Raw genomic sequence first — 24373 nt, 5'->3', positions numbered from 1 at the left:
GAATTATAACAACAGAAAGGAAATCATGCAAGTAGTTTTTATGATTTAGAAATGTACTAAATTGTGGAATAGCCTTTTTTCACAAACAAAAGAGAGGCTTTAGCCTCTCTTAAAATTAATGTTTTACTTCCGCTTTAAGACCTGAAACAAAGTTCTCAAATGAAACTGTTTCTGAATTCTGTTCCCCGTATTTGCGGACATTGACAGCTTTTTCTGCCACTTCATTGTCGCCAACTACAAGCATATAAGGGATTTTCTGCATTTGTGCTTCGCGGATTTTGTAGCCAATTTTCTCATTGCGGTTATCAAGCTCGACACGGAAGCCTTCTGCCTGCAATTGCTCCTGAACTTGTTTTGCATAATCGAAATGAACGTCTGGAGAAACTGGAATAACCTGCACTTGTACAGGAGCAAGCCATGTTGGGAATGCCCCTTTGTATTCTTCAATTAAGAAGGCAACAAAGCGTTCCATCGTTGAAACGACACCACGGTGGATAACAACCGGACGATGCTGTTTGCCATCTTCGCCAACATATGTTAAATCGAAACGTTCTGGCTGTAAGAAGTCAAGCTGAACTGTTGAAAGAGTTTCCTCTTTTCCAATAGCAGTTTTCACTTGAACATCTAACTTCGGACCATAGAATGCCGCTTCTCCTTCTGCTTCATAATAATCAAGCCCTAATTCATCCATTGCTTCTTTTAACATGGATTGTGCCTTTTCCCACATCTCATCATCATCATAATACTTTTCTGTATCCGCAGGATCACGGTAAGAGAGACGGAAAGAATACTTAGTTAAATCAAAATCTTTATACACATCAAGAATTAAATGAACGACACGCTTGAACTCATCCTTAATTTGGTCAGGACGAACGAAGATGTGGGCATCATTTAAAGTCATTCCGCGCACACGCTGAAGTCCTGATAATGCGCCTGACATTTCATAACGGTGCATTGTGCCAAGCTCTGCGATTCGAATTGGAAGCTCACGATAGCTGTGGATGCTATTTTTGTATACCATCATATGATGCGGACAGTTCATTGGGCGAAGAACAAGCTGTTCATTATCCATATCCATGATAGGAAACATCCCGTCCTGATAATGCCCCCAGTGACCAGAAGTTTTGTATAATTCCACACTTCCTAAAACTGGTGTATATACATGGTTATAGCCAAGACGTTCCTCTTTATCAACAATATATCTTTCTATAATGCGTCGGATTGTAGCACCTTTTGGCAGCCATAACGGAAGCCCTTGGCCGACCAATTGGGAGTTTGTGAATAAGCTTAATTCTTTCCCGATTTTACGGTGGTCACGCTCTTTTGCTTCTTCAAGCAAGCGCAAATGTTCAGCTAAATCTTCCTTCTTGAAGAAAGCTGTTCCATAAATACGCTGAAGCATTTTATTGTCGCTGTTTCCGCGCCAGTATGCACCAGCAATACTCAATAGTTTAAATTCCTTTAGCTTCCCTGTTGAAGGAACATGAACGCCACGGCAAAGATCAATAAACTCTCCTTGCTCATAAAGTGTAACCGTTTCATCTGCTGGAATTGCTTCAATTAGCTCAAGCTTGTATTCATCACCGATTTCCTTAAAAAGCTGAACAGCATCTTCACGGCTTACTTCTTTACGGACAATCTCAATATTTTCATTAATAATTTTCTTCATTTCTTTTTCAATTAACGGCAGATCTTCTGGTGTGATCGATTCTTCAAGATCGATATCATAGTAAAACCCGCCTTCAATGACAGGACCGACGCCAAGCTTAACATTTTTATATAAACGCTTAATCGCCTGTGCCATTAAATGGGCAGAACTATGGCGAAGAATTTCTAAAGCTTCTTCACTATCTTGAGTAATAATTTCAATTGACCCATCTTCTAGAATGGGACGGCGAAGATCATACATTTGCCCGTCGAATTTGCCTGCAAGCGATTTTTTCTTCAGTCCTGGACTGATCGATGCAGCAATTTCTTCAGTTGTCGTCCCTTTAGGGAACTCTTTCACTGCACCATCTGGGAACGATACTTTTACAACTTCTGACATTTTTATTCCTCCATTTTCCATAATAAATAAAAAAACTCCTCCCTAAAAAAGGGACGAGTTTGTATACACGTGGTTCCACCCTACTTCTCATTTAACGAAAAATACGATAAATGACTTGTAGCAAGATAACGGCTTGTTCCGTCAACCTATACTATTTTGACAAATGATAAGCGGCGAATCCCTTCGTCAAAAAACAGGTCTAGCTGAAACGATCCGCATTATATTCAATCAAAAATTCAAAGTTGAAGTTCAAAGGCGGTAAGCATTTCAATCGTGTTAGGAAGGTTTCAGCCATGCCTTCCCTCTCTATAAACCGTTTTTTGAATGCCCTTGTCCTCATCATTACAATTACTGATTATCTTAATATGTACTGTATTATAGTTTGTTATTATCGGAAATGCAAGGGCTGACATTATATTTTTTCATCTGCAATAAAAGAGAACTGCCTTTTACTTTCAAAAAACTTTGCAATCGGAACAAAAATTAGCCTTTCTTCAAAAATATTATGAATGGTTCTGACAAGCGGCTGTTCCATATCGTCTGCGTAAAGATAAATAGTCGTCGGCGCGATTGAGAGCAAAGGAGCGATTGTAACAGAATCAACATATACTGGATGGTTAAATAAAAGCTTGCGGTCAATCATTCTTGTAAGGTCTGATCGCTTAATTTCATAAAATTGATCATTAAAAAAGTGAATCCCATCATCAATAAGTAAATGAATTTGGGTGAGCTTTGCTTCCCTGACAGACAGAAAGTCCCTTAATGTTTGAATGAACATCTGGTATTCCTGCTCCATCTTATATTCATCAATCGATATTTCCACATACTTTGCCAGTTGATCCATTAACGGACGCATCCTGAATTTCACAAAAGAATCAAAGGAAAAGGCGATATTTTCTTGAAAAATTTGGCTGATTGCTTCCTTCAAATTCTTTTCAACATCAAGCTCACTAACAAATACAGCAAGTTCCGCCCTGCTTCCTTCAAGGATGGAGTGGATGATCTCAAGTATTTGCAGCTGTTCTTCCTCGTCTTCATAATAGTAATGCTCTGCCAAAATTCTGCGGAACCAATGATCCTGTTTGCTTTTTATAATAAATTGGTAAAACGCTTCCTTTATAATTTCTATATACTGGGTGCCGTTTGACCCAATATTTATCTTAACTATATGTTGATCTTCAAAATGAAGAATATGATTAGATAATGCAGAAGATGCTAGGTAAAACTGCTGCAGATATTGGTAAAAATCCTTTGCATCTTCCTTCTTTCGGAAAATGATTTCGATCAACCAAATCCCCCCTTTTTTAAAATCTCTGTTTTAAATGTATATGGGGGACTTGGACAAAATAGAAGTATCCATAAGAAAGTCTTAAAAACAAATGCGGAAGCGCCTTGATCATCGCTGTACAAACTGGAAGGACCCCGACTGAGATAAAGGAGACACAATGAGACGAGCGAATTGATGTCGACTTACCGCAGGGAGGGGACCTGAAGTTTGATAGGCGATAGGACGCTTGCGCTAGACAGTTCTCAAATTAGAAAATGTTATACTTTCTTATTCTGTAAAATAAGAATTTGATTATACCCTCCGATTAGGTCCTTCTACTAATACCGGTTCAGCTAAGTATTTAATACGCTCCATAATCCGTCTTGCTTTCATTTTTTCTTCTTCGCCACGCTGACTGTATGATAAATGATGCTCCAGCTCATGAAAATCAAAGTTGGATGTAAAGAATGTCGGCAAGCTTTCAAGCATTCTAAACTGAAGAATCGGTCCGAGCACCTCATCTCTTGTCCAGCTCGACATAGTCTCTGCTCCAATATCATCAAACATCAAGACTGGAACCTTTTTAATGGCAGCAATTTTGTCATTTAATGTAGAATCAGCAATCGAGCTTTTCATTTCCCGTAAAAATTCAGGAACATAAACGATCATCGAAGATACATTCTTTTTCGCTAGTTCATTGGCAATGGCACCCAATAAAAACGATTTACCTACACCAAACATTCCATAAAAGTAAATCCCTTTTTGTTTTGAGTCAGGTTTGTAGCTCATCAGAAAGGATGCCGCTTTCTGGACAGCATCAATCCGGTCATCATCCTCGTAAATAGAATCAAAGGACGCATGGAGAATATCGCTAGGGACATACAAACTTTGAATCAGCTTTTCATTTTTGCGTTTTTCATCTTCCATCACTTTACGTGGACATTTATCATAATGAAGGTCAATGCTTCCCCTTTGAATGACAAGATGAGGGTGATATCCTTTCATTACATTATTACATCCCTCAAGGCTCGGACATTGGTTGCATTCCTTGCTCTGCTGTGCGTAATCAAAAAGTTTTATTAAGCCTTTATTTACCATATCAGCTGTTATTTCATCCTTATGGCTTTTCAAGAACGCTTGCACATCAGGGTTATTTAAAGTTTCTCTGCGTTGCATTTCATATCTTTTTTGAAAGTCTGCCTGTCCAGCAAGACGTTTTAATGTATCATTAATTTTCTCCATCACTTAGTTCCCTCCCCTGAACGCAATTTCTTCAAAGTTTCTTCCAGTTCCCTTTTTTTCAATTTCAGTTCTTCGTCATCTTTCTTCTTGCCAGCTGGCTTTTGCTTCTCTTGATCATCAAACCAATCAGGCAGCATTTCGGTACGGATCGTCTTCTTTTTTCCAGAAGATTTAGTTGTCTTTGGCGATTTCTTTCCTTCCGCCCACTCAGTATATTGTTTATGTTCATTTTTTGCTAAAAGCATGGCTTCTTTTGCGGTGATAATTTTCTTTCTAGCCCAATGACTCGCAATTTTCTCTACGTACGCTTTGGTTAATTTCATATCTGACTTTAGCATAACATATTGTATCAGAACATTAACGACTCCAGGCAGGAGCTTTTGCTGGAACATCACGTCTTCAATAATTTGCAGGTCCGCTTTTGAAGGCTCTGCACCGCCCGATATATCTTTTAATAATTGCCTTGGTGAAGTCATCTCTAGATAACGAAGCAACTCCTCTTCCTTCGTCTTCGGCTCATTTTTTTGTGTTTGGTGCAGAACAGGCTGAATTCGATCAACAAGTGATGGCAGCTGATCATAATTTGTAAGCTGATACCAGTCTCTTGCAGATTTTCTTAGCTCTTCAATGTTAATTTCATTATTTTCTGTCAGGGCACTAATGACTATATTTTTCATTTGAATTGGATCGATCCCATACAAAAAGGCAAGATTACTTATCGCACTTCTTACTCTATTCGTTAAAGCCTTCTTCGGAACGAGAGACTCATTTAAGCCAGCCGCCAGCAGATCAAAATTAAACAGTGCTTGGCTAACTTGAATGCCCTCCGGTTCATTTCTGCCAATAAATTGCAGTCCATCAGGCAGAAGCATCGATTGTTCTGCATCTGCAGTAAGGGAGATTGATTCCTGATGTCCTGACATGTACACATCCTGAAAAGATTTAGTTACGTCTTGATACTCTTGCTTCGAATGGATATTTTCCTCAGAAAAAAATCGCTTCAATCTGGAATATTGATTTTTGCCCACTTTTCTATACAAATAAATATTGAGCATACCATCTAAAAAGAATTCCTCAGGCGTTAATGGGGGAATAAGCTCATATATAAATGAACGGGATTCCTCATCTTTTCGTTCATATACTTTTAGAAGACCGATTCCTTCTAGCTTTACACGTGCCTGATAGATCCTCTCCAGATTCATATCCATAAAGTTCATTAAACTATGATGGGTATTAGAACTGGACCATAATCGATTTTCTGCAAGCTCCGCCCACAGTGTCATATACAAACTAAAGCAGGTTGACCCAATTAAAGGCTGATACAAAAAGGTTAGCACTTTCCGGTCAAATTCATGCAACAAACCGTTAGCTGCAACCGCATATCTATCTACAGGGAGCATTTCTTGCCAATGCTGAGCCATCATCCATCAACCTTTCACATTATTCATTCAGCATCAAAGTAAAAAAAGAGCTAAAAAGAGTCTTTTAGCTCAGGTGCAATTACTGTTCTTTCTTTATCAATTCCTTCAACTCTTCAATAAATACATTAATATCTTTAAATTGCCTATAAACAGAGGCAAATCTTACATATGCTACGTCATCAATCTTGGCTAGCCTGTCCATAACCATTTCGCCTACAGCTTCACTCTTAATTTCTGAAACCCCATTGCTGCGTAATTCCTTCTCAACTCCAGAAGTAATTTCCTCTAATTCCTTTAGAGCAACTGGTCTTTTTTCACAAGCTTTAATTAATCCTCGTAAAATCTTATCACGGCTAAACTCTTCTCTTGTTCCCTCTTTTTTGACAACAATAAGCGGAATTTCCTCCACCTTTTCAAAGGTTGTAAAACGGTATCCGCATGCCTCGCATTCCCTTCTGCGCCGGATCGATCGGTAATCATCGACTGGACGGGAATCAAGAACACGGGTATTGTTACTTTGACATGAAGGACATTTCATACTATCAGCTCCGAATCCTAATCGTTCATATATGATACTCTTATTGTACTATTTTTTATGAAAAACCCCAACAGTATAATCTAGACAAAATGAAAAGCGAAGGCGACTGTTCAGCCCCGACAAGCATAAGATGAGCTGGATGGAAGGTTGTCCTTTAACCTTCTAGCCAGCTCATCTTATGACCTCGAGGGGCTAGGAGCCGCAGCTAGACTGATGAAAAGCGAAGGCGGCTTGGTCACCCCCGACAAGCACAAGACGAGCCGACAGGAAGGTTGTTCTTTAACCTTCTTGGCGGATTGGCTTGTGACCTCGAGGGGGTAGCCGCCGCAGCTAGACAAAATAAAAAGAGGTGCATAAAATACACCTCTTGAGTTTCACATCTCAATAATCATTATAAAATGTTAGATTGCTTAACTTGAACTGGACCCATACCGCGAGGAATCTCAATATTCTCACATGTCTCGGCTCCTAAAGCCTCCGCAATGAAATTCGCAGCAATGCTAGGATCAAGATCACCGCATGTATATACATCAATGCTTGCATATCCATGTTCTGGGAAGCTATGAATCGTTAAATGTGATTCGGAAATGATCACCACTCCGCTAACACCTTGTGGTGCAAATTTATGAAAGGCAACCTCGCGAATTTCAGCACCAGACTTTAATGCTGCACCTACAAACGTTCTTTCAATAAAATCCATATCATTTAACTTTTCAAAATCGCATCCCCATAATTCTGAGATAACATGACGACCCATTGTTTCCATATTCAAATTTCCCCCTTTAACAATAATAATGAATTTCTAAGTTTCCAATGGTTCACAACTACCACGGGGGAAAGTTAGTCCAGAGAGGTCCTAACCCTTTAAGTAGCCATTATAACCAAAATTTAAGAAGTTCACGAGGACTAGTATACTTTGTTTGATTTCTTTTTGCAATATATGCTTTTAAAAAAATTGTTAAGGGGTCTTCTTCTTGTCCTCCTTTATCCCTTTTCCTAAAAGACTGGGACTATACGAATATAGAAAATAATGCCAATTAAAAATAGACCTGCCGTTGAACGGCAAGCCTTAATTATTTTACAGTATTTAGTTTCCTACTTTTACAATTGAAGAATTGAATAATTCCTGAGCTACATACTTTGTTAAGTCAACAACACGGCAAGAATATCCCCACTCGTTATCATACCATGCTAGAACTTTTACTTTATTCGAACCAATTACCATTGTTGATAATCCGTCGATAATAGCTGAATGTTCATTTGTATTAAAATCAATGGATACTAATGGCTCATCAGTAATATCTAATACACCATTTAAAGAACCTTTAGAAGCGGCTTCAAATGCCTCATTGATCTGATCAATCGTAACATCCGATTTAAGGTCTACAACTAAATCAACTAGTGAAACATTTGGTGTTGGTACTCGTAAAGCCATTCCATGCAGCTTTCCTTTAAGATGCGGAAGTACTAATGACAATGCCTTAGCCGCGCCTGTTGATGTTGGAATGATTGACTGGCCGCATGCACGTGCACGGCGTAAATCCTTATGCGGATTATCAATATTTTTCTGATCATTTGTATACGCATGAACCGTTGTCATTAGTCCATTTTCGATTCCAAATTGTTCATCAAGAACCTTCGCAACAGGTGCCAAGCAGTTTGTCGTACAAGAAGCATTAGAGATAATATCATGCTCATTAATGTTTAATGCGCTTTCATTTACCCCCATAACAATTGTCACATCTTCATTCTTTCCCGGTGCTGTTAAGATAACTTTCTTTGCACCAGCTTCTAAATGAAGCGCAGCTTTATCTCGCGAATTAAATTTTCCTGTTGCTTCAATGACGATATCAATATTTAACTGCTGCCAAGGAAGTTCTTCTGGATTACGGTTGCTTAATAATTGAACTCTTTTTCCGTTTACAATAATAGCTCCCTCTTCAGCAATAACTTCCCCTTCAAATTTCCCGTGGTTTGTATCATATTTTATTAAGTGTGCCAAAGTCTCTGCAGGATAGCTTGCATTGATGGCAACCACATTAAGTTTGTCGTCAAGAATGGCCTTTCTAAACACCATTCGTCCAATTCTTCCAAAACCATTAATTGCAATATTCGCCTTCATATTACGGCCCCTTCCACATTAATGTTATACTTTTAATGTTCGTTGTTGTAATTAGTATAACATATTGGTGGACATTTGTGATCATTAAAATGCGGAATTTAAATGTTTTATTATTCTGGTAATTCATAAAGAATAATATAAAAAAAGAGCCCTTTGGCTCTTTTATAAGGTTTGCTTTATTTCTGCTTACAAGTAAACTAATTACGCTATTCACATGGCATGCCATTCATTTAGAATATCTAATAGCTGTTTCTTTGTTTCTCCCATTGTTCCATTATTATTAATCACCGCATCTGCCAATTGAATCTTTTCTTTTAAAGGCATTTGTGAATGGATTCTCGCAACAGCGTCCTCTATTGATAGCTGATTTCGATCCATTAGGCGTTCTAATTGAACTGCTTCATCTACATACACTAACAGTGTTTTATCCACTAAGGATGTAAGTTTACTTTCGAAGAGCAGCGGGATATCCATAATAATTAATTTTTCGCCATTAGCAATGGCCTTTTCTTTTTTCATGATCATTCTTTTACGAACAGCTGGATGTACAATATTATTGAGTAAGAGACGCTTTTCTTTATCATGAAATATTATTGCACCTAATTTTCCCCGATCTATTGATCCATCTGCAAACAAGACCGCGTCTCCAAAATGGCGGACAATTTCATAATAAGCTTCCTCACCCTTCTCCACGGCTATACGAGCTTCAATATCTGCATCAATGACTGTGATTCCTTTTTCGATTAAGATGGAAGAAACGGTACTTTTCCCGCTTGCAATTCCACCTGTTAAGCCGACAACAATTGACATTCCCTAATTCACCCTAAACCTTTAAATTTTCCAAATTCCCAGCAGAATTAAAAGAATGCCGGGAATGAATGAACATTTTTGTACCCAACTGCTTTTAGAAAAAAGCGTGCCGACCTTCATCCCCATAAAAACAAATAAAGAACTCATAATCGCCACAGTTAATGCTAAATAATAAGGAGAATAGCCAAGCATAGCTGCACCAATTCCCGCACCAAAAGCATCAAGTGATAAAGCAACCCCGAGCATCAATGCTTCAATTCCAGTAATTGTCCCTGATTTATCAAAATCTGCAGACATCGGTTTTTGTAAAATATTAATCACTAGCCCTAGTGATTTTATTTCAAAATTGACAATCGTTTTTTCATGAGGAAGAACATCCTTTGCTTTTTCAGTCCGGAAGAATTGATACAAAACCCATGCACCAAGACTGATAAGTATGATTCCTCCTAAACTTTCCGCAAATGCAGGAGACAAAAATTGAGCTGAAACACGGCCAATCATCATTGCAATCATTAATGCAATAGCAGAACAACAGGCGATTATGCCGATTGATTTAAATGGAATATTCATTTTTCTTATGCCATAAGTTAATCCAACACTAAAGCTATCAAGACTTACAGCAAACGCTAATAACAAAAGTGTGACCCCTTGCATCATATGAATAGGACTCCTCCCTGACAATCGCTAAGATAGTATATGGAAGAAGCCTATCCAGTGTTAACACGAAAAGCGGAGGCGCCTTGTTCATCGCCGTACAAACTGGAAGGTCCTCGACTGAGATATAGGAGACACAATGAGCGATAGCGAATTGATGTCGACTTATCGTAGGGAGGGGACCTGAAGTTTGATAGGCGATAGGCGCTGCAGCTAGACATCTCGAAATGCGGAAGCACCTTGCTCAGCCCCGACAAGCATAAGACTAGCTGGATGGAAGGTTGTTCTTTAACCTTCTAGCCAGATTTGCTTATGACCTCGAGGGGCTAGGAGCCGCAGCTTGACATCTCGAAATGCGGAGGCGGCACGATCAGGGGCGACAAGCATAAGACGAATCGGCGAGAAGGCTGTTCTTTAGCCTTCTTGACGAGTTGGCTTATGACCTCGAGCCCCTAGCCGCCGCAGCTAGACATCATGAAATGCGGAGGCGGCACGATCAGGGGCGACAAGCATAAGACGAATCGGCGAGAAGGCTGTTCTTTAGCCTTCTTGACGAGTTGGCTTATGACCTCGAGCCCCTAGCCGCCGCAGCTGGACATCATGACATGCGGAGGCGGCTTGGTTTAGCCCCTTTTTAGGAACTTATTTAACCTGGCACTTTGGACAAAAGACAGTTCCGCGTCCACCTGAAACAATTCTTTCAAGTGTGCTTCCGCATGCCTTGCAGTCTTCACCTTTTCTGCCATAGACAAATAGCTCAAGCTGAAACATGCCAATTTGCCCTTGAGAGTTTACGTACGATCGAATCGTACTCCCCCCTTTTTGTACTGCTTCTGATAAGGTATCTGAAATTTCCTGATGAAGTCTTTCCATCTCTTCTCTTGTTAAATCATCTGCAGCTCTTTCTGGATGAATTCCTGATCGGAATAATGCTTCATCCACATAAATATTCCCAAGACCTACTACAACTTTTTGATCAAGGAGAACAGCCTTTATATTTCTTTTTGTTTTCGCGAGCTTAGAAGCCAATGCTTCAACCGTAAAGTCTGCAGAAAATGGCTCCGGTCCTAATTGTGATAGCGGGAGTGTGCTGAATTCCTGCCCTTTCATATAAAGGTGCATGGTTCCAAATTTCCGTACATCCTTATAACGCAACTCAGTTCCATCGGTAAAATGGAAGATTACATGGGTATGCTTATCTACGGGCTCTATTTTTTGAAATACGCCGTATTTCCCTTCCATTCTCAAATGAGAAACAAGGGCGTAGTCATCCGTGTAAAGAATTAAAAATTTCCCTCTTCTTCCAATATCCTGTACAGTCTGTCCAACTAATGCATCCTGAAATTGAGCTATTTCTTCCGGATGTTTAATAATTTTGGGCCAAAAAACCGAAACATGTTCAATTTCTTTATTACTTACTAATTCCAATAATGTCCTGCGGACGGTTTCTACCTCTGGTAATTCAGGCATTGCTATATCACTTCCTGTAGAATCTTTAAGGCAATATGCCCATCAATCATTTCTTATTTAGCATCAAACCATGTTGGTCCAAAAGCGTAATCAACTTTAAGCGGAACCTCAAGCTCCACTGCGTTTTCCATTACCTCTGGGACAATTTTCTTCAAAACCTCGATTTCATCCTTTGGTGCTTCAAAGATCAATTCATCATGCACTTGTAGTAGTAAACGCGTTTTTAAGTTCTCACTTTTCAAACGTGCTGCCATATCTATCATTGCTTTTTTGATAATATCTGCTGCGCTTCCTTGAATAGGGGTATTCATCGCTGTCCGTTCTGCAAAGCTGCGCAGATTAAAATTACGGCTCGTGATTTCAGGAAGATATCTTCTGCGATGAAGAAGGGTTGAGACATACCCTTTTTGCTTGGCATCGGCAACAATATCTTCCATATATGCTTTGACCCCTGGATAGCTTTCTAAATAACGCTCTATAAATTGACCTGCTTCTTTTCGTGTAATCCCAAGGCTTTGGGATAAACCATAATCACTAATTCCATATACAATCCCAAAGTTAACTGCTTTGGCATGACGGCGCATGTTGGAAGTAACATCCTCTTCACTAACATGAAATACTTCCATCGCTGTTTTTGTATGGATATCCATATCGTGATTAAAGGCATCGATCAGCTTATCATCCTTAGCAATATGCGCAAGTACCCGAAGCTCAATCTGCGAATAATCAGCAGCAAAGATAACCCAGTCTTTTTCAGAAGGGATAAATGCCTGCCTAATTTTTCTTCCCTCTTCTAGACGGATAGGGATATTCTGGAGGTTCGGATCGGTTGAACTTAACCTTCCTGTTTGTGTTAAAGCCTGATTAAATCTTGTATGCACTTTTTCATTGTCCTTGTTGACAATTTTAAGCAAGCCCTCGATATACGTGGACTGAAGTTTTCCAAGCTGACGATAATTGAGGATTTCTCTAACGATTTCATGCTTCGTTTCAAGCTTCTCTAGAACATCCGCTGAGGTTGAATAACCCGTTTTTGTTTTTTTATAAACAGGAAGCCCTAGCTTTTCGAAAAGAATGACCCCAAGCTGTTTGGGCGAGTTGATATTAAACTTTTCTCCTGCTAATTCATGTATTCGGCTCTCAATTCCAACTAATTTTGAATGAATCTCTTCTCCCATGGCTTTTAATCGTTCAAGATCCATTTTTACCCCACAGGATTCCATATCAGCAAGAATTAATGATAAAGGCATTTCTAATTCATAGAATAACTCTGCTTGCTGATTCTCCTTCAATTCCTTATCAAGCTTATCTTTCAGAGCCTCTAATGCAGCAGCTTTTCTTGCCAGGTTTATTGCTAACATGCCTTCTTCTGGCACCCTTCGTTTGGCCCCTTTTCCATAGAACACTTCATCTGATTGAATGGCTTCATAGCCATGGCTTTTTGCAACAGAGGCAACATCCTCTATCGTTGCAGATGGATTAATGAGGTAGGATGCCATCAAGAGATCAAAGCTCACTCCTGCTAAATGAATGCCATGATGGCGAAGGGAAACCTCAGACCTTTTCGCATCATAAACAATTTTTTCTTTGCTAGCATCCTCTGCCCATTGTTTAAAAGCTTGTGAAGCTAACGCTATCTCTGTGGAAATAAAAAAGATTCCTTTATCATTAGCAATTGAAAAGCCAATAATATCAGCATAATGATAATTATCCTCCAGCACTTCTATATAAAAAGCGTTCTCATCTGAAAAAATATCCTCTGTTATCTCATTAATAACTTCATATTCAATATCATCAAGCTCAACTTCTTCTGATCCTGTTTCTCCGCTTAGCTTGTCCAATAATGAATTGAAGCCTAGTTCTTTATAAATGCTGACTACCTTGTCTCTTTCATACCCTTCGTATTCGACTTCACTTAGCTCGATATCTATAGGCGCTTCTCTTGTAATTGTTGCTAATTCCTTACTCATTAATGCCTGTTCTTTAAATTCCTCTAGCTTTTCCTTCAGCTTATTCCCGCCAACTTTATCAACTGAAGATAGTATAGTCTCAAGTGATCCAAATTCCTTAAGCAATTTAAGTGCTGTCTTTTCACCAACGCCTGGCACACCAGGGATATTATCTGAAGCATCCCCCATTAATCCTTTCATATCAATAATTCGATCGGGTGTAATTCCATACTTTTCTTGTATATAGGCAGGAGTATAATTTTCAATTTCTGTAATCCCTTTGCGAGTAATTAAAACAGTTGTTTTTTCTGAACTTAATTGTGTTAAATCCTTATCACCAGAAATAACTTTCACTTCAAAGTCATCATTTTCAGCATGAAGGGAGAGCGTACCGATAATATCATCTGCTTCGTAATTTTCTAATTCATAACGTGATATTCCATAAGCATCTAACAGCTCACGAATGAAGGGAAACTGTTCAGATAGCTCTGGCGGCGTCTTTTGTCTCCCTCCTTTATACTCGCTAAATGTCTTATGTCGGAATGTGGTCTTTCCTGCATCAAATGCAACTAATAGATGAGTAGGTTTTTCATCCTCAAGAATTCGATTTAGCATCATCGTAAATCCATAAACGGCGTTCGTATGAATCCCTTTATCATTGTTCAGAAGAGGCAAGGCAAAAAAAGCACGGTAAGCAATGCTATTGCCGTCAATTAAAACAAGCTTCTTTTTCAAAACAATTCTCCTTCCTTTGCCTAAAGCAAAAAACCGTTATTTTCCTCCATTTTATCATGAGTAGATAAAGAATGAAAAATAACGGTTTATAAAGTGTTTAGTTTGTATTCCCCATTAATAAGCGGGCATATGGCGAATCAGATGGCAAGACAATAACTGTTTCCCCATTGATTGTCTTTTTATAGGATTCTAATGTACGGTACAAGGAATAGAAGCTAGGATCTTTTGAGAAAGCTTCATTATATACTTTAGCAGCTCCGCCTTCCCCTTCAGCCCGAATTTCTTCAGCGTCCGCTTGAGCCTTTGATAATATTTCTTTTACCTCTTTATCAGTTTTTGCGATGATGACATTCTTATCCGCATCCCCTTTTGATAAATATTCCTGGGCTTTCGATTGACGTTCAGAAATCATTCTCGTATAGACAGACTGCTCATTTTCTTCTGGCAAATCCGTTCGTTTCATTCGTACATCCGTGACAACAATTCCGTAATTATCCTTGTTAAGCAGCTCATTCACTTTTTCCGTAATCCGGTCATTTAATGAACCTCTGGAAGACTTCCCTTCATTAATGATCGCTTCATAATTAAGCTGACCTAGCTCTGTACGTGTGACGGAGTAAATGAATTCTTCCATTCTCGATTCAGCACTTTCCAATGTTCTCGCGTTAGCAATCATCTTCTTAGGATCCTCTATTCGCCAAACTGCGTAGTTATCAATGATAATCCGCTTTTTATCCTTTGTGTTGATCTCTGCTTCAGATACATCATAAGTCATTTGATATTTAGGCAAGGTAGAAACACTTTGGATAAAAGGAATTTTATAAGTCAGACCAGGTTCACTCTCTATTCTAACTACTTCCCCAAACTGCCTGATTACCTTATATTCCCCCTCCTTTACAACAAAAAGATTGCTAATAAGGATGCCAATTAAGACAAAAAGGATGACAAAGAAAATACCAAGCTTAATATACTTTCTCCATTGAAGATTGTTTCCACCACGCTCATTCATATTAACGACATTTTGATCACTCATTATTTTCACTTCCTTCTGCTTTCGGCTTAGGCTCCTCTTTTTCTAAAGGACGAATCGGGAAGTATTTCATTGTATTTCCGTCATCATTCATAATATAAATTTCTGCATTTGGAAGCACTTGCTCAAGGGTTTCAATCACAAGGCGCTCTCTCGTAATATCCGGATTATTCTTGTATTCTGCATATAACTTATTGAAGACTGCTACATCTCCACGGGCTCTTTCTAATCGAGCGGCTTTTTCCCCTTCTGCCCTCGAAATAAGCGCATCTTTCTCACCTTTTGCTTCATTTAATTTTTGATTTCTGTATTTTTGGGCTTCATTCTTTTTTGTATTCGCAGTTTCTCGCGCATCAGTTACATCTGTGAATGCCTTTCGCACTTCATCATTAGGTAGCTCTACATCCTGAAGCTTAACCGCCAAGACAGATATCCCAATATCATATTTTTGTATTAGTGATGTTAGCAGCTCCCTTACGTCTGACTCAATATCAGCTTTTCCAGATGTCAAAGCATCATCAATATTTGAGCTTCCGATAATACTCCTTAAGGATGCAGACGTAGCATCATGAAGAATCTCTTTCGGATTTGATGAATTATATAAATATTTCTCCGGATTAGTAATCTTCCATTGAACAACAAGATCGGCCATGACAATATTCTCATCCCCAGTAATCATCTTTGTTTCTTCAGGAAAATCTTTAGATTTCTTACCCTTATCTTCATAACCAAATTGAAGGCTAAATGTTTCCTTTGAAAGCTTTTCTACACTTTGAATAGGCCATGGCAGTTTAAAATGAAGACCTGGCTCTGTTATTCCTTCTTCAACTTTTCCAAAGGTTAAAATAACCGCTTGATCAGACTCATCGACTGTGTACCATGTCGTAAAGGCAGTAATGCCTAATATAATGATTAAAAATACTAGTCCTGTTAATGTATAAATTCTCTTTAGACTGACCATTGTCTCTCCCCCTTCAAAACATTTCGCTAACTTTTTATACGATTTCATCATAAAAAGGTTTCAATTATATGACAAAACAATTACAAATGCGCAAGCGCCTTGATCACCCCCGACAAGCACAAGACGAACCTCACCAAAAAGGTGTTCTTTACCTTTTTGGGAGGATTGGCTTGTGACCTCGAGGGGGTAGGCGCTGGAGCTGGATGCAGACAACCTATTACAAAGTTATCCACAACATTAATTTTATTATATCCTAGAAGATATATGAAAAAGGAGAAAGCAGGGGTTGCTTTCTCCTTTTTCTAACTCCTTGGATGAAGGGGTTTTTCAATTATTATTGTAACTGGCAGATATTAAGAGATTATAAAGCGGCTGTAAAAAACATGTAAATTTATTAAAAGCTTGCTATCCATCATTCGTCATGAAACCGTTTATTAAGCTCAATTAAAAATGTCGTTCCTTTCCCTACTTCACTGGTGACACTGATGTTCCCTTTATGTGCCTCTACAATATGTTTCACAATGGCAAGTCCAAGACCTGTTCCCCCGGAATTTCGGCTGCGGGCTTTGTCCACACGATAAAATCTTTCAAATATCCTTGGAACTTCGCTCTCTTCCATTCCAATACCAGTATCCTTCACTTCAACAAATATTTTGGCTGCTGATTCACTTATACGCAGAAAAACCTGTCCGCCATTTGGTGTATAAGAGATGGCATTTGAAACAAGATTTAGAAAGACTTGTTTCAGACGATCTGCGTCCCCTTCAATTAAAATGGATTCTCTATCCGCTTCAAACTGAAGCTTAATCTCTTTTTCATCAGCCTTCTTATTCAAAATAGCTAATACTTCTTCTAGTGTTGTTTTTAAATTGTATTGTTGAATAGAAAGGTGAAAACCTAGCTGTTCCATCTTGGATAGATCTAAAAGATCTTGTATAAGCGATTGCAATCGATCACTTTCCTGCAAAATGATGTTCAAAAAAGCTTCTAGCGCTTCCTTATCCTCCATTGCCCCGTCTAAAAGCGTCTCAGAAAATCCTTTTATTGAAGTAATAGGTGTTTTTAATTCATGAGAAACATTTGCTACGAAGTCTTTTCTTACTTGTTCAAGCTTTTTCAATTCAGAAATATCATGAAATACGAGTAAAATCCCTTTCCAAACATCATTTGTTCCAATGATAGGTACGCCGTATATTTCAAAATGCTGTCTCCCGTGACTTAGTGGGATAAAAATTTGTTTCCTTACCTTTTGTTCCGTCATAAAAAGCTCTTCGATTATGGAAGTGACTTCCTGATGCTGAATCACTTCATAATAAAGTTTATTCGTATACTCAGCATCATGAACACGAAATAGCTCTTTATAAGGTCGATTGATTAAGCTGATATAGCCCTTCTTATCAATTAATATTAAGCCGCTTCCCATATTTTCGATAAGTGCTGCAAGTCGATCCTGATGCATTTCCTGTGACTTCCGCATTTCTTGAAGATTCCTTGCAAGGATATTGATTGAAGCACTAAGCATGCCAGTCTCATCAATCTGATCTTCATATGTACGAGCACGATAGTTTCCTTTAGCTAGTTCAATTGCTGTGTTTGTTGCAGCTTCAATAGGCTTTGTATAACGGTTCATAATTCTAGTTCCTAATAGAAGGATAACAATGAAGGCAAAGCCTAGACTAATGATTAAGATCCACCAAATCTGCTGATAGGCTTTATTAATTTCTGTCATTTTTGTACTTAAAAGAACAAAACCCTCATCTGCCCCTGATTGATCAATCGGTCTCCAGTAATAATGAAGGTCATATCCGTCTTCCGCCTCAATTAAATGATGACCGGCCGCATCCTTTTTGATCATACTTCTTATAACCGATTGATGTTCATCATAGCTGCTAGCGTCCTTTAACGGTTTACTATCATAAATAATGACTCCTGATATATCAACAATTGTCACACGAGCATTTAATACTTTGCTAAATGTATGGATCGTTCCACTTTTTAGGGCTAGTATGCCGCCCTCGTCCTCAATATAACTTGAAATCATTCCAGTCTCTTTTTTTAAACGTTCATCGAAAGCATTTAAATAATAACTTTTATAAAGCTGCCCCAGCAAAAGTCCTAATCCAATGAGGACAGCGAATATTAATGTAATTAATGCGAAAAGAAGCCTGGTTCGAAATTTTATCATTCTCCTTTCGGCTCCTCCAGCTTATAGCCTAATCCGCGAATGGTTTTTATATATACAGGCTTTTTTGTATTTTGCTCAATCTTCTCTCTTAAATGGCTAATATGTACGTCAACAATTCGAGTATCCCCTGCGAAGTCATAGTTCCATACTGCACTAAGAAGCTGATCCCTTGTCAGTACCCGTCCTTTATTTTTTGCTAAATATAACAGAAGCTCGAATTCTTTTGGTGTTAACTCTAATAGCTCATTTTCAATATAGGCTTCATAATGATCCGGAATAATTTTTAAACCAGCAATACGAACATGACCTGACTCTTCCTCTGTCATGACTGGTGTTTCCATCTGTATTTGTGTTCTCCGCAAAATAGCCTTTACCCTTGCAACCACTTCTCTTGGACTAAACGGCTTTGTCATATAGTCATCTGCACCCAACTCCAGCCCAAGCACTTTATCAAACTCATCATCTTTTGCAGTTAACATTAATATAGGTATGAACACCTTCTGTTGACGGAGCTGTTTGCATACCTCAATCCCATCAAGTTTAGGAAGCATAAGATCTAACACGATTAAATCCGGGAGATGGGATAAGGCTTGGTTAATTCCCTCCTCCCCATCCATCGCTGTAATCACTTTGAAGCCTGCATGCTGCAGATTATACTCCAATAAGGTTAGGATTGATTGTTCATCATCAACAACAAGAATTGTCTTCTCCATATTTGCCTCCAAGTTGATATATTCCCCTATTAATCATCCAAGATTATAAGAAAAGCGCAAGCTCCCTGTTCAGCGGCGTATGACCTGGAGCACACCGGCTGAGATAAAGGAAACACGGTGAACGATAGTGAACCGATGTTAACTTGACGCAGGGAGGTGGGCGAAGAACATTAGCCGCTAGGGCGCTTGCGCTAGACAGCACCCTGCTTTCTTATCACTTAAAAATGTTAAATTTAATCTCTTCCCTTCTAATATAAACTGTGTATCTATTTGGAACAAGGGTAACACTAAACAAATAAAAACTTTCATGAGAATCTGCTCACAACAAATTATGTAAATGTCGGTCTGCCTAATTTCACGGCGCCGGTTATTACTTCGTACATAAAGGCTTGTTCAATTAATCAGACCGACAATTTCTTTTTTACAAAGAAAAAAGAGACATGCAACTGCACATCCCTTCTTAAAACAGATTAAGTTAAAAATTATCAAGCGCTTCGCCTTCCATTTTATTCAGGCGATGAGGAGGGCATACAAGTAATTTCCCTTTGATCACTGTTTCCTCATCCTCGTTTGTGCCAATTACCTCTATTTGAACCGTATGGCTGCTATTGCTAACCTCTGTAACTTCAAATAGAAATTGTACTGTTCCATAGTGATAAACAGGTTTTAAAAATTCAATTTCTTGCTTTAAAATATGGCTTCCTGGTCCAGGGAGATATTTCGAAATAGCAGAATTAATAATCCCATTCAGCATGATACTTGGAACAATTGGCTTTTTGTATGGTGTTTGTGATGCATAATCATGTTGAATATAAAGTGGATTTGCATCATTCGTTAAACCTAAATATAATAGTAAATCCTTATCTTCTATTTTTTCAGTTAAAGTTAATTTCTCCCCAGCAGAGATCTCTTCAATCTTTCTACCTAATTTTCTTTTTTTCCCAAGTAACATTTTTCTGCACCTCCAAAGTTATGTAAACGATTTCAATGATACTTAAAAAAATAGCTAATAATTATTAAAATTATCAGTCTATTTATTCTATTATATCACTATTATATTATCCAAAAAAGGAATTAAATAAAAAAATTCGGGAATTTCCCGAATTTTTTTATTTATCTTACTATCGCGCAAAAATTATGCTAGAACAGCCATTACATTTCTTACAGCTTCAGCCGATTTATCTAATGCTGCTTTTTCATCTGCTGTTAATTCAAGTTCTATTACTTTTTCAATGCCATTTGCCCCAAGGATCGTCGGAACACCTAAATAAATGCCATCATATCCATATTCCCCTTCAAGATAAGCTATGGAAGGAAGAACTCGGCGCTGATCTTTAAGGATCGCTTCGCACATTTCAACTAATGATGCAGCTGGAGCATAATAAGCACTGCCATTGCCTAGTAAGTTAACAATTTCTCCGCCACCTTTTCGCGTGCGTTCCACAATTGCTTCAAGACGCTCTTTTGAAATTAGTGTTTCTAAAGGGATCCCGCCTGCATAGGAGTAGCGTACTAACGGAACCATATCATCTCCATGCCCGCCTAGAACGAAGCCCGTAATATCTTTAACTGACAGATTTAATTCTTGAGCAATAAACGTTCGGAAACGAGCCGTATCAAGAACACCCGATTGACCAATTACACGGTTTTTAGGGAAGCCAGACTCTTTAAAAATAGTATATGTCATTGCATCAACTGGATTTGTTAAAACAACGATGAAACAATTAGGAGAATGCTTTGCAATCTCTTGTGCAACACTTTTCATTATTTTTTGGTTTGTTTGCACTAAATCATCACGGCTCATGCCAGGCTTACGCGCAATTCCAGCCGTTACAACTACGATATCTGAATCAGCTGTATCTTCATAGCTGGAAGTGCCGGTAATGTTAGCATCAAATCCTTGAACAGGGCTTGCTTCAAGCATATCTAGAGCTTTTCCCTTTGTTGGGTTTTCCATTTGTGGAATGTCTACCAAAACAACATCCCCTAATTCCTTTTGTGCTAGCAGGAATGCAGTAGTTGCACCAGTAAAGCCTCCACCAATAACGGAAATCTTTTTACGTTTCAATGACATGACTCGTTCCTCCTCGAAAATTATGATATATGCAAGGAGGGCTGTTCTTGATCCAAGAACAGCCTCCTAATAACATATATAAAGTATACCACTTTTGAGCGGACAACTGTCTAGCTCCAGCGCCTAGCTCCGTAAGTCTAAGCCAAATCACTCCAGAAATCAGGATTTCCTGCGTGCTTTGTCTTATGATTGTCGGGGCTGATCGAGGCGCTTCCGCATTTCATTACTCCATATTTTTGATTAATTCATCACCAAACTCAGAGCATTTCACTTCTGTTGCACCATCCATTAGACGAGCAAAGTCGTAAGTGACAACTTTAGAAGCAATTGATTTTTCCATTGATTTTACAATCATATCTGCAGCTTCGTTCCAGCCTAAATGTTCAAGCATTAATACACCTGAAAGGATAACAGATGAAGGATTTACTTTATCTAATCCCGCATATTTCGGAGCTGTTCCATGAGTTGCTTCAAAAATGGCATGACCTGTTTCATAGTTGATGTTTGCTCCTGGAGCAATACCAATTCCGCCAACCTGTGCAGCAAGTGCATCAGAGATATAATCCCCGTTTAGGTTCATCGTTGCAACAACGTCAAATTCTTTTGGACGAGTAAGGATTTGCTGTAAGAAAATATCTGCAATCGCATCTTTGACGATAATTTTGCCTGCCGCTTCAGCATCTGCTTGAGCTTTATTTGCAGCTTCAGCACCTTGCTCATCTTTAATGCGGTCATACTGTGCCCAAGTGAATACCTTATCCCCGTATTCTCTCTCTGCAAGCTCATAGCCCCAGTTTTTAAAAGCGCCTTCAGTGAATTTCATGATATTTCCTTTATGCACTAAAGTTAGGGATTTACGACCTTCTTTAATAGCATAGTCAATTGCTGCACGCACTAGACGGCTTGTTCCTTCTTCTGAAACTGGCTTAATTCCGATACCAGAGGTTTCAGGGAAACGAATTTTATTCACACCCATTTCATCTTGAAGGAAAGCAATTAGCTTCTTCACTTCATCTGAACCTTTTGCATATTCAATTCCCGCGTAGATATCCTCAGTATTTTCGCGGAAAATAACCATGTCTGTATCTTGAGGACGCTTAACAGGTGAAGGCACACCTTCAAACCAGCGTACAGGACGTAAACATACGAATAGATCTAATTCTTGACGAAGAGCAACGTTTAATGAACGAATCCCGCCACCGATTGGTGTTGTTAAAGGACCTTTAATCGCGATTAAATATTCATTGATTACGTCTAACGTTTCTGAAGGCAGCCATTCTCCCGTTTGATTGAATGCTTTTTCTCCCGCCAATACTTCTTTCCAGACTATTTTGCGTTCACCTTTATATGCCTTTTCTACTGCTGCATCTAATACTCTTGATGCTGAAGCCCAAATATCAGGACCTGTTCCGTCTCCTTCAATAAATGGAACGATTGGATTGTTTGGTACGTTTAATACTCCATTGCTAACCGTGATTTTTTCACCTTGCATTGTTTATTCCCTCCATTTTTAAAAAGCAGCGGCAGTTTTTAAGCCTTTGGCTTTTATATGTATATAAAACTGCCTTGCATCTATCAGAATCAAAGGTTAGAAGGCCACTGCCCCTAACCCTCCTTCTTCTCTTTATTACAGCAACTTTTGAAATAAAAGTAAATGCTGTTTCTGAAAATATTAAGTTTTCTAATCAGCGCCTATGCTTGTCGCCCCTGGGCTAGCCGCTTGCGCTTTTCTTTGTCCAGTTCCAGCGGCTAGGGCCTAGCCGCTTGCTCTTTTCTATTTAGCCTCTCAGACCTACAGGAACATATTCTTGCATGCCAGGACCTGTATAATCTGCACGCGGGCGGATTAAACGGTTGTTTTCATATTGCTCAAGAATATGGGCCAGCCAGCCAGATACACGGCTTACAGCAAAGATTGGTGTAAATAAGTCATGATCGATTCCTAAGCTGTGATAGACAGAAGCAGAATAGAAATCAACATTTGGCGGCAGATTTTTCTCGCCAGTTACAATTTCCTCTATTTGAGTAGACATTTGATACCAATGTGGTTCACCAGTAAGTTCAGTTAGTTTCTTTGACATTTCTCTTAAGTGTTTTGCACGTGGATCCCCTTTACGGTATACACGATGACCAAAACCCATGATTTTTTCTTTCTTTTCTAGTTTCCCACGAATATATGAATCTACATTTTCAAGTGTGCCAATATCAGTCAGCATTTTCATTACTGCTTCATTAGCTCCCCCATGCAATGGTCCCTTTAGGGCACCGATGGCCGCTGTAATTCCAGAATAAACGTCTGATAAAGTTGCCACACATACACGTGCAGTGAAAGTAGAAGCATTTAATTCATGGTCAGCATGCAGAACTAAAGCTTTATCAATTGCTTCAACTGCGATAGGCTCTGGTTCTTTGCCTGATAACATATATAAGAAATTCGCTGCAAAACCAAGGTCTTTTCTAGGAGCAATCGGCTCTAAACCTTTTCTTACTCGAGCAAATGCTGCTACAATTGAAGGCATTTTTGCTTGCAAGCGAATTGCTTTATTATAATTTGCTTCTGTTTCCATTAAATCCGCGTCATCATCATACAATCCTAAAAGAGAAACAGCTGAACGAAGAGCAGCCATAGGGTGCACTTGATCGATCGGATACATCTTGAAATGGTCTAATACTTCCTTAGGCAGCCCTGCATTGTCAGCTAACTGATTTTTTAATTCCGTAAGCTCCGCTTGAGTTGGAAGCTTTCTATGCCATAAAAGATAAATTACTTCTTCAAAACTTGCATTTACAGCCAAATCATCAATATTATAACCAACATAAGTTAAAGTATCATCAATGATAGAGCTTATAGATGATGTAGTAGCTACTACCCCTTCGAGTCCGCGTGTTGCTGTCATACTGAATCTCTCCTTTACATAATAAATTTCCCCATACCCTTTGTCTGTAATACTTTTGAAGTTAAATCCCATCATTTAACCTTTGAAAAAATATTCTGATATTTAAAGGCGTAATTTCAGCCTTTTAAATCCGACTAATACGCCGGACTACAGACCAAACATAAAAAAACAAACTATCATCAACAATGAGCGACTGCTCGACATAATGAAAAGAAAATGCTTACATTTTTACACAAAAAAATTAGATAAAAATACTAG

The 24373-nt window shown here is 38.7% G+C and carries 19 protein-coding genes and 1 other annotated feature; all 19 genes read right to left on the bottom strand.

Annotated elements, in window-relative coordinates:
• Nucleotides 1-115 precede the first annotated feature (115 nt).
• Entirely contained in the window at nucleotides 116-2047 is a 1932-nt protein-coding gene (gene thrS / locus C1726_RS17415) for a threonine--tRNA ligase (RefSeq protein WP_102274310.1), read from the bottom strand.
• 46 nt (nucleotides 2048-2093) lie between these two features.
• Nucleotides 2094-2399 (bottom strand) — a binding site (T-box leader).
• Between the two features lie 60 nt (nucleotides 2400-2459).
• Complete coding sequence (gene ytxC / locus C1726_RS17410; RefSeq protein WP_102274309.1) at nucleotides 2460-3335, bottom strand: putative sporulation protein YtxC; 876 nt, start codon at nucleotides 3333-3335, stop codon at nucleotides 2460-2462.
• Between the two features lie 291 nt (nucleotides 3336-3626).
• Entirely contained in the window at nucleotides 3627-4556 is a 930-nt protein-coding gene (gene dnaI / locus C1726_RS17405; protein WP_102274308.1) for a primosomal protein DnaI, read from the bottom strand.
• Nucleotides 4556-5977, bottom strand: coding sequence for a replication initiation and membrane attachment family protein (locus tag C1726_RS17400; protein WP_102274307.1), 1422 nt, complete (start codon nucleotides 5975-5977; stop codon nucleotides 4556-4558). Before C1726_RS17400 ends, dnaI begins: the two co-directional genes overlap by 1 nt.
• 79 nt (nucleotides 5978-6056) lie before the next feature.
• Nucleotides 6057-6515: a transcriptional regulator NrdR gene (gene nrdR / locus C1726_RS17395; RefSeq protein WP_102274306.1), complete on the bottom strand. Its 459-nt coding sequence runs from the start codon at nucleotides 6513-6515 to the stop codon at nucleotides 6057-6059.
• 391 nt (nucleotides 6516-6906) lie between these two features.
• Entirely contained in the window at nucleotides 6907-7281 is a 375-nt protein-coding gene (gene speD, locus C1726_RS17390) for an adenosylmethionine decarboxylase (protein WP_053477268.1), read from the bottom strand.
• A gap of 321 nt (nucleotides 7282-7602) precedes the next feature.
• A complete protein-coding gene (locus tag C1726_RS17385; protein ID WP_102274305.1) occupies nucleotides 7603-8637 on the bottom strand; it encodes a glyceraldehyde-3-phosphate dehydrogenase in 1035 nt (344 codons plus the stop codon).
• Nucleotides 8638-8847: 210 nt separating this feature from the next.
• Nucleotides 8848-9447, bottom strand: a complete 600-nt coding sequence (gene coaE / locus C1726_RS17375) for a dephospho-CoA kinase (RefSeq protein WP_102274303.1) — start codon at nucleotides 9445-9447, stop codon at nucleotides 8848-8850.
• A gap of 21 nt (nucleotides 9448-9468) precedes the next feature.
• Nucleotides 9469-10101, bottom strand: coding sequence for a sporulation membrane protein YtaF (gene ytaF, locus C1726_RS17370; protein ID WP_102275844.1), 633 nt, complete (start codon nucleotides 10099-10101; stop codon nucleotides 9469-9471).
• 642 nt (nucleotides 10102-10743) lie between these two features.
• A complete protein-coding gene (gene mutM, locus C1726_RS17365) occupies nucleotides 10744-11571 on the bottom strand; it encodes a DNA-formamidopyrimidine glycosylase (RefSeq protein ID WP_102274302.1) in 828 nt (275 codons plus the stop codon).
• A 53-nt stretch (nucleotides 11572-11624) separates the two neighbouring features.
• Nucleotides 11625-14255 carry a DNA polymerase I gene (gene polA / locus C1726_RS17360; protein WP_102274301.1) on the bottom strand — a complete coding sequence of 877 codons (2631 nt, stop codon included), beginning with the start codon at nucleotides 14253-14255 and terminating at the stop codon, nucleotides 11625-11627.
• A gap of 97 nt (nucleotides 14256-14352) precedes the next feature.
• Nucleotides 14353-15288 (bottom strand): protease modulator HflC, encoded by a 936-nt coding sequence (gene hflC / locus C1726_RS17355; RefSeq protein WP_102274300.1) that lies wholly within the window; start codon nucleotides 15286-15288, stop codon nucleotides 14353-14355.
• Nucleotides 15281-16246, bottom strand: a complete 966-nt coding sequence (gene hflK / locus C1726_RS17350; protein WP_102274299.1) for an FtsH protease activity modulator HflK — start codon at nucleotides 16244-16246, stop codon at nucleotides 15281-15283. Before hflK ends, hflC begins: the two co-directional genes overlap by 8 nt.
• A gap of 412 nt (nucleotides 16247-16658) precedes the next feature.
• Entirely contained in the window at nucleotides 16659-18431 is a 1773-nt protein-coding gene (pnpS, locus tag C1726_RS17345; RefSeq protein ID WP_102274298.1) for a two-component system histidine kinase PnpS, read from the bottom strand.
• Complete coding sequence (locus C1726_RS17340) at nucleotides 18428-19144, bottom strand: response regulator transcription factor (protein WP_102274297.1); 717 nt, start codon at nucleotides 19142-19144, stop codon at nucleotides 18428-18430. Before C1726_RS17340 ends, pnpS begins: the two co-directional genes overlap by 4 nt.
• A 475-nt stretch (nucleotides 19145-19619) precedes the next feature.
• Nucleotides 19620-20096, bottom strand: a complete 477-nt coding sequence (locus tag C1726_RS17335; RefSeq protein ID WP_102274296.1) for a MaoC/PaaZ C-terminal domain-containing protein — start codon at nucleotides 20094-20096, stop codon at nucleotides 19620-19622.
• A gap of 183 nt (nucleotides 20097-20279) precedes the next feature.
• Complete coding sequence (gene mdh / locus C1726_RS17330) at nucleotides 20280-21218, bottom strand: malate dehydrogenase (RefSeq protein ID WP_102274295.1); 939 nt, start codon at nucleotides 21216-21218, stop codon at nucleotides 20280-20282.
• 223 nt (nucleotides 21219-21441) lie between these two features.
• Nucleotides 21442-22710: an NADP-dependent isocitrate dehydrogenase gene (gene icd, locus C1726_RS17325; RefSeq protein ID WP_102274294.1), complete on the bottom strand. Its 1269-nt coding sequence runs from the start codon at nucleotides 22708-22710 to the stop codon at nucleotides 21442-21444.
• 286 nt (nucleotides 22711-22996) lie between these two features.
• Nucleotides 22997-24115, bottom strand: coding sequence for a citrate synthase (citZ, locus tag C1726_RS17320; RefSeq protein ID WP_102274293.1), 1119 nt, complete (start codon nucleotides 24113-24115; stop codon nucleotides 22997-22999).
• Nucleotides 24116-24373: the final 258 nt, after the last annotated feature.

This window comes from Cytobacillus massiliigabonensis (assembly GCF_900199725.1).
Classification (GTDB): Bacteria; Bacillota; Bacilli; order Bacillales; family Cytobacillaceae; genus Cytobacillus; species Cytobacillus massiliigabonensis.
Note: the sequence above shows the minus strand (reverse complement) of the source record. Positions and strands in the feature narration are given on the sequence as shown.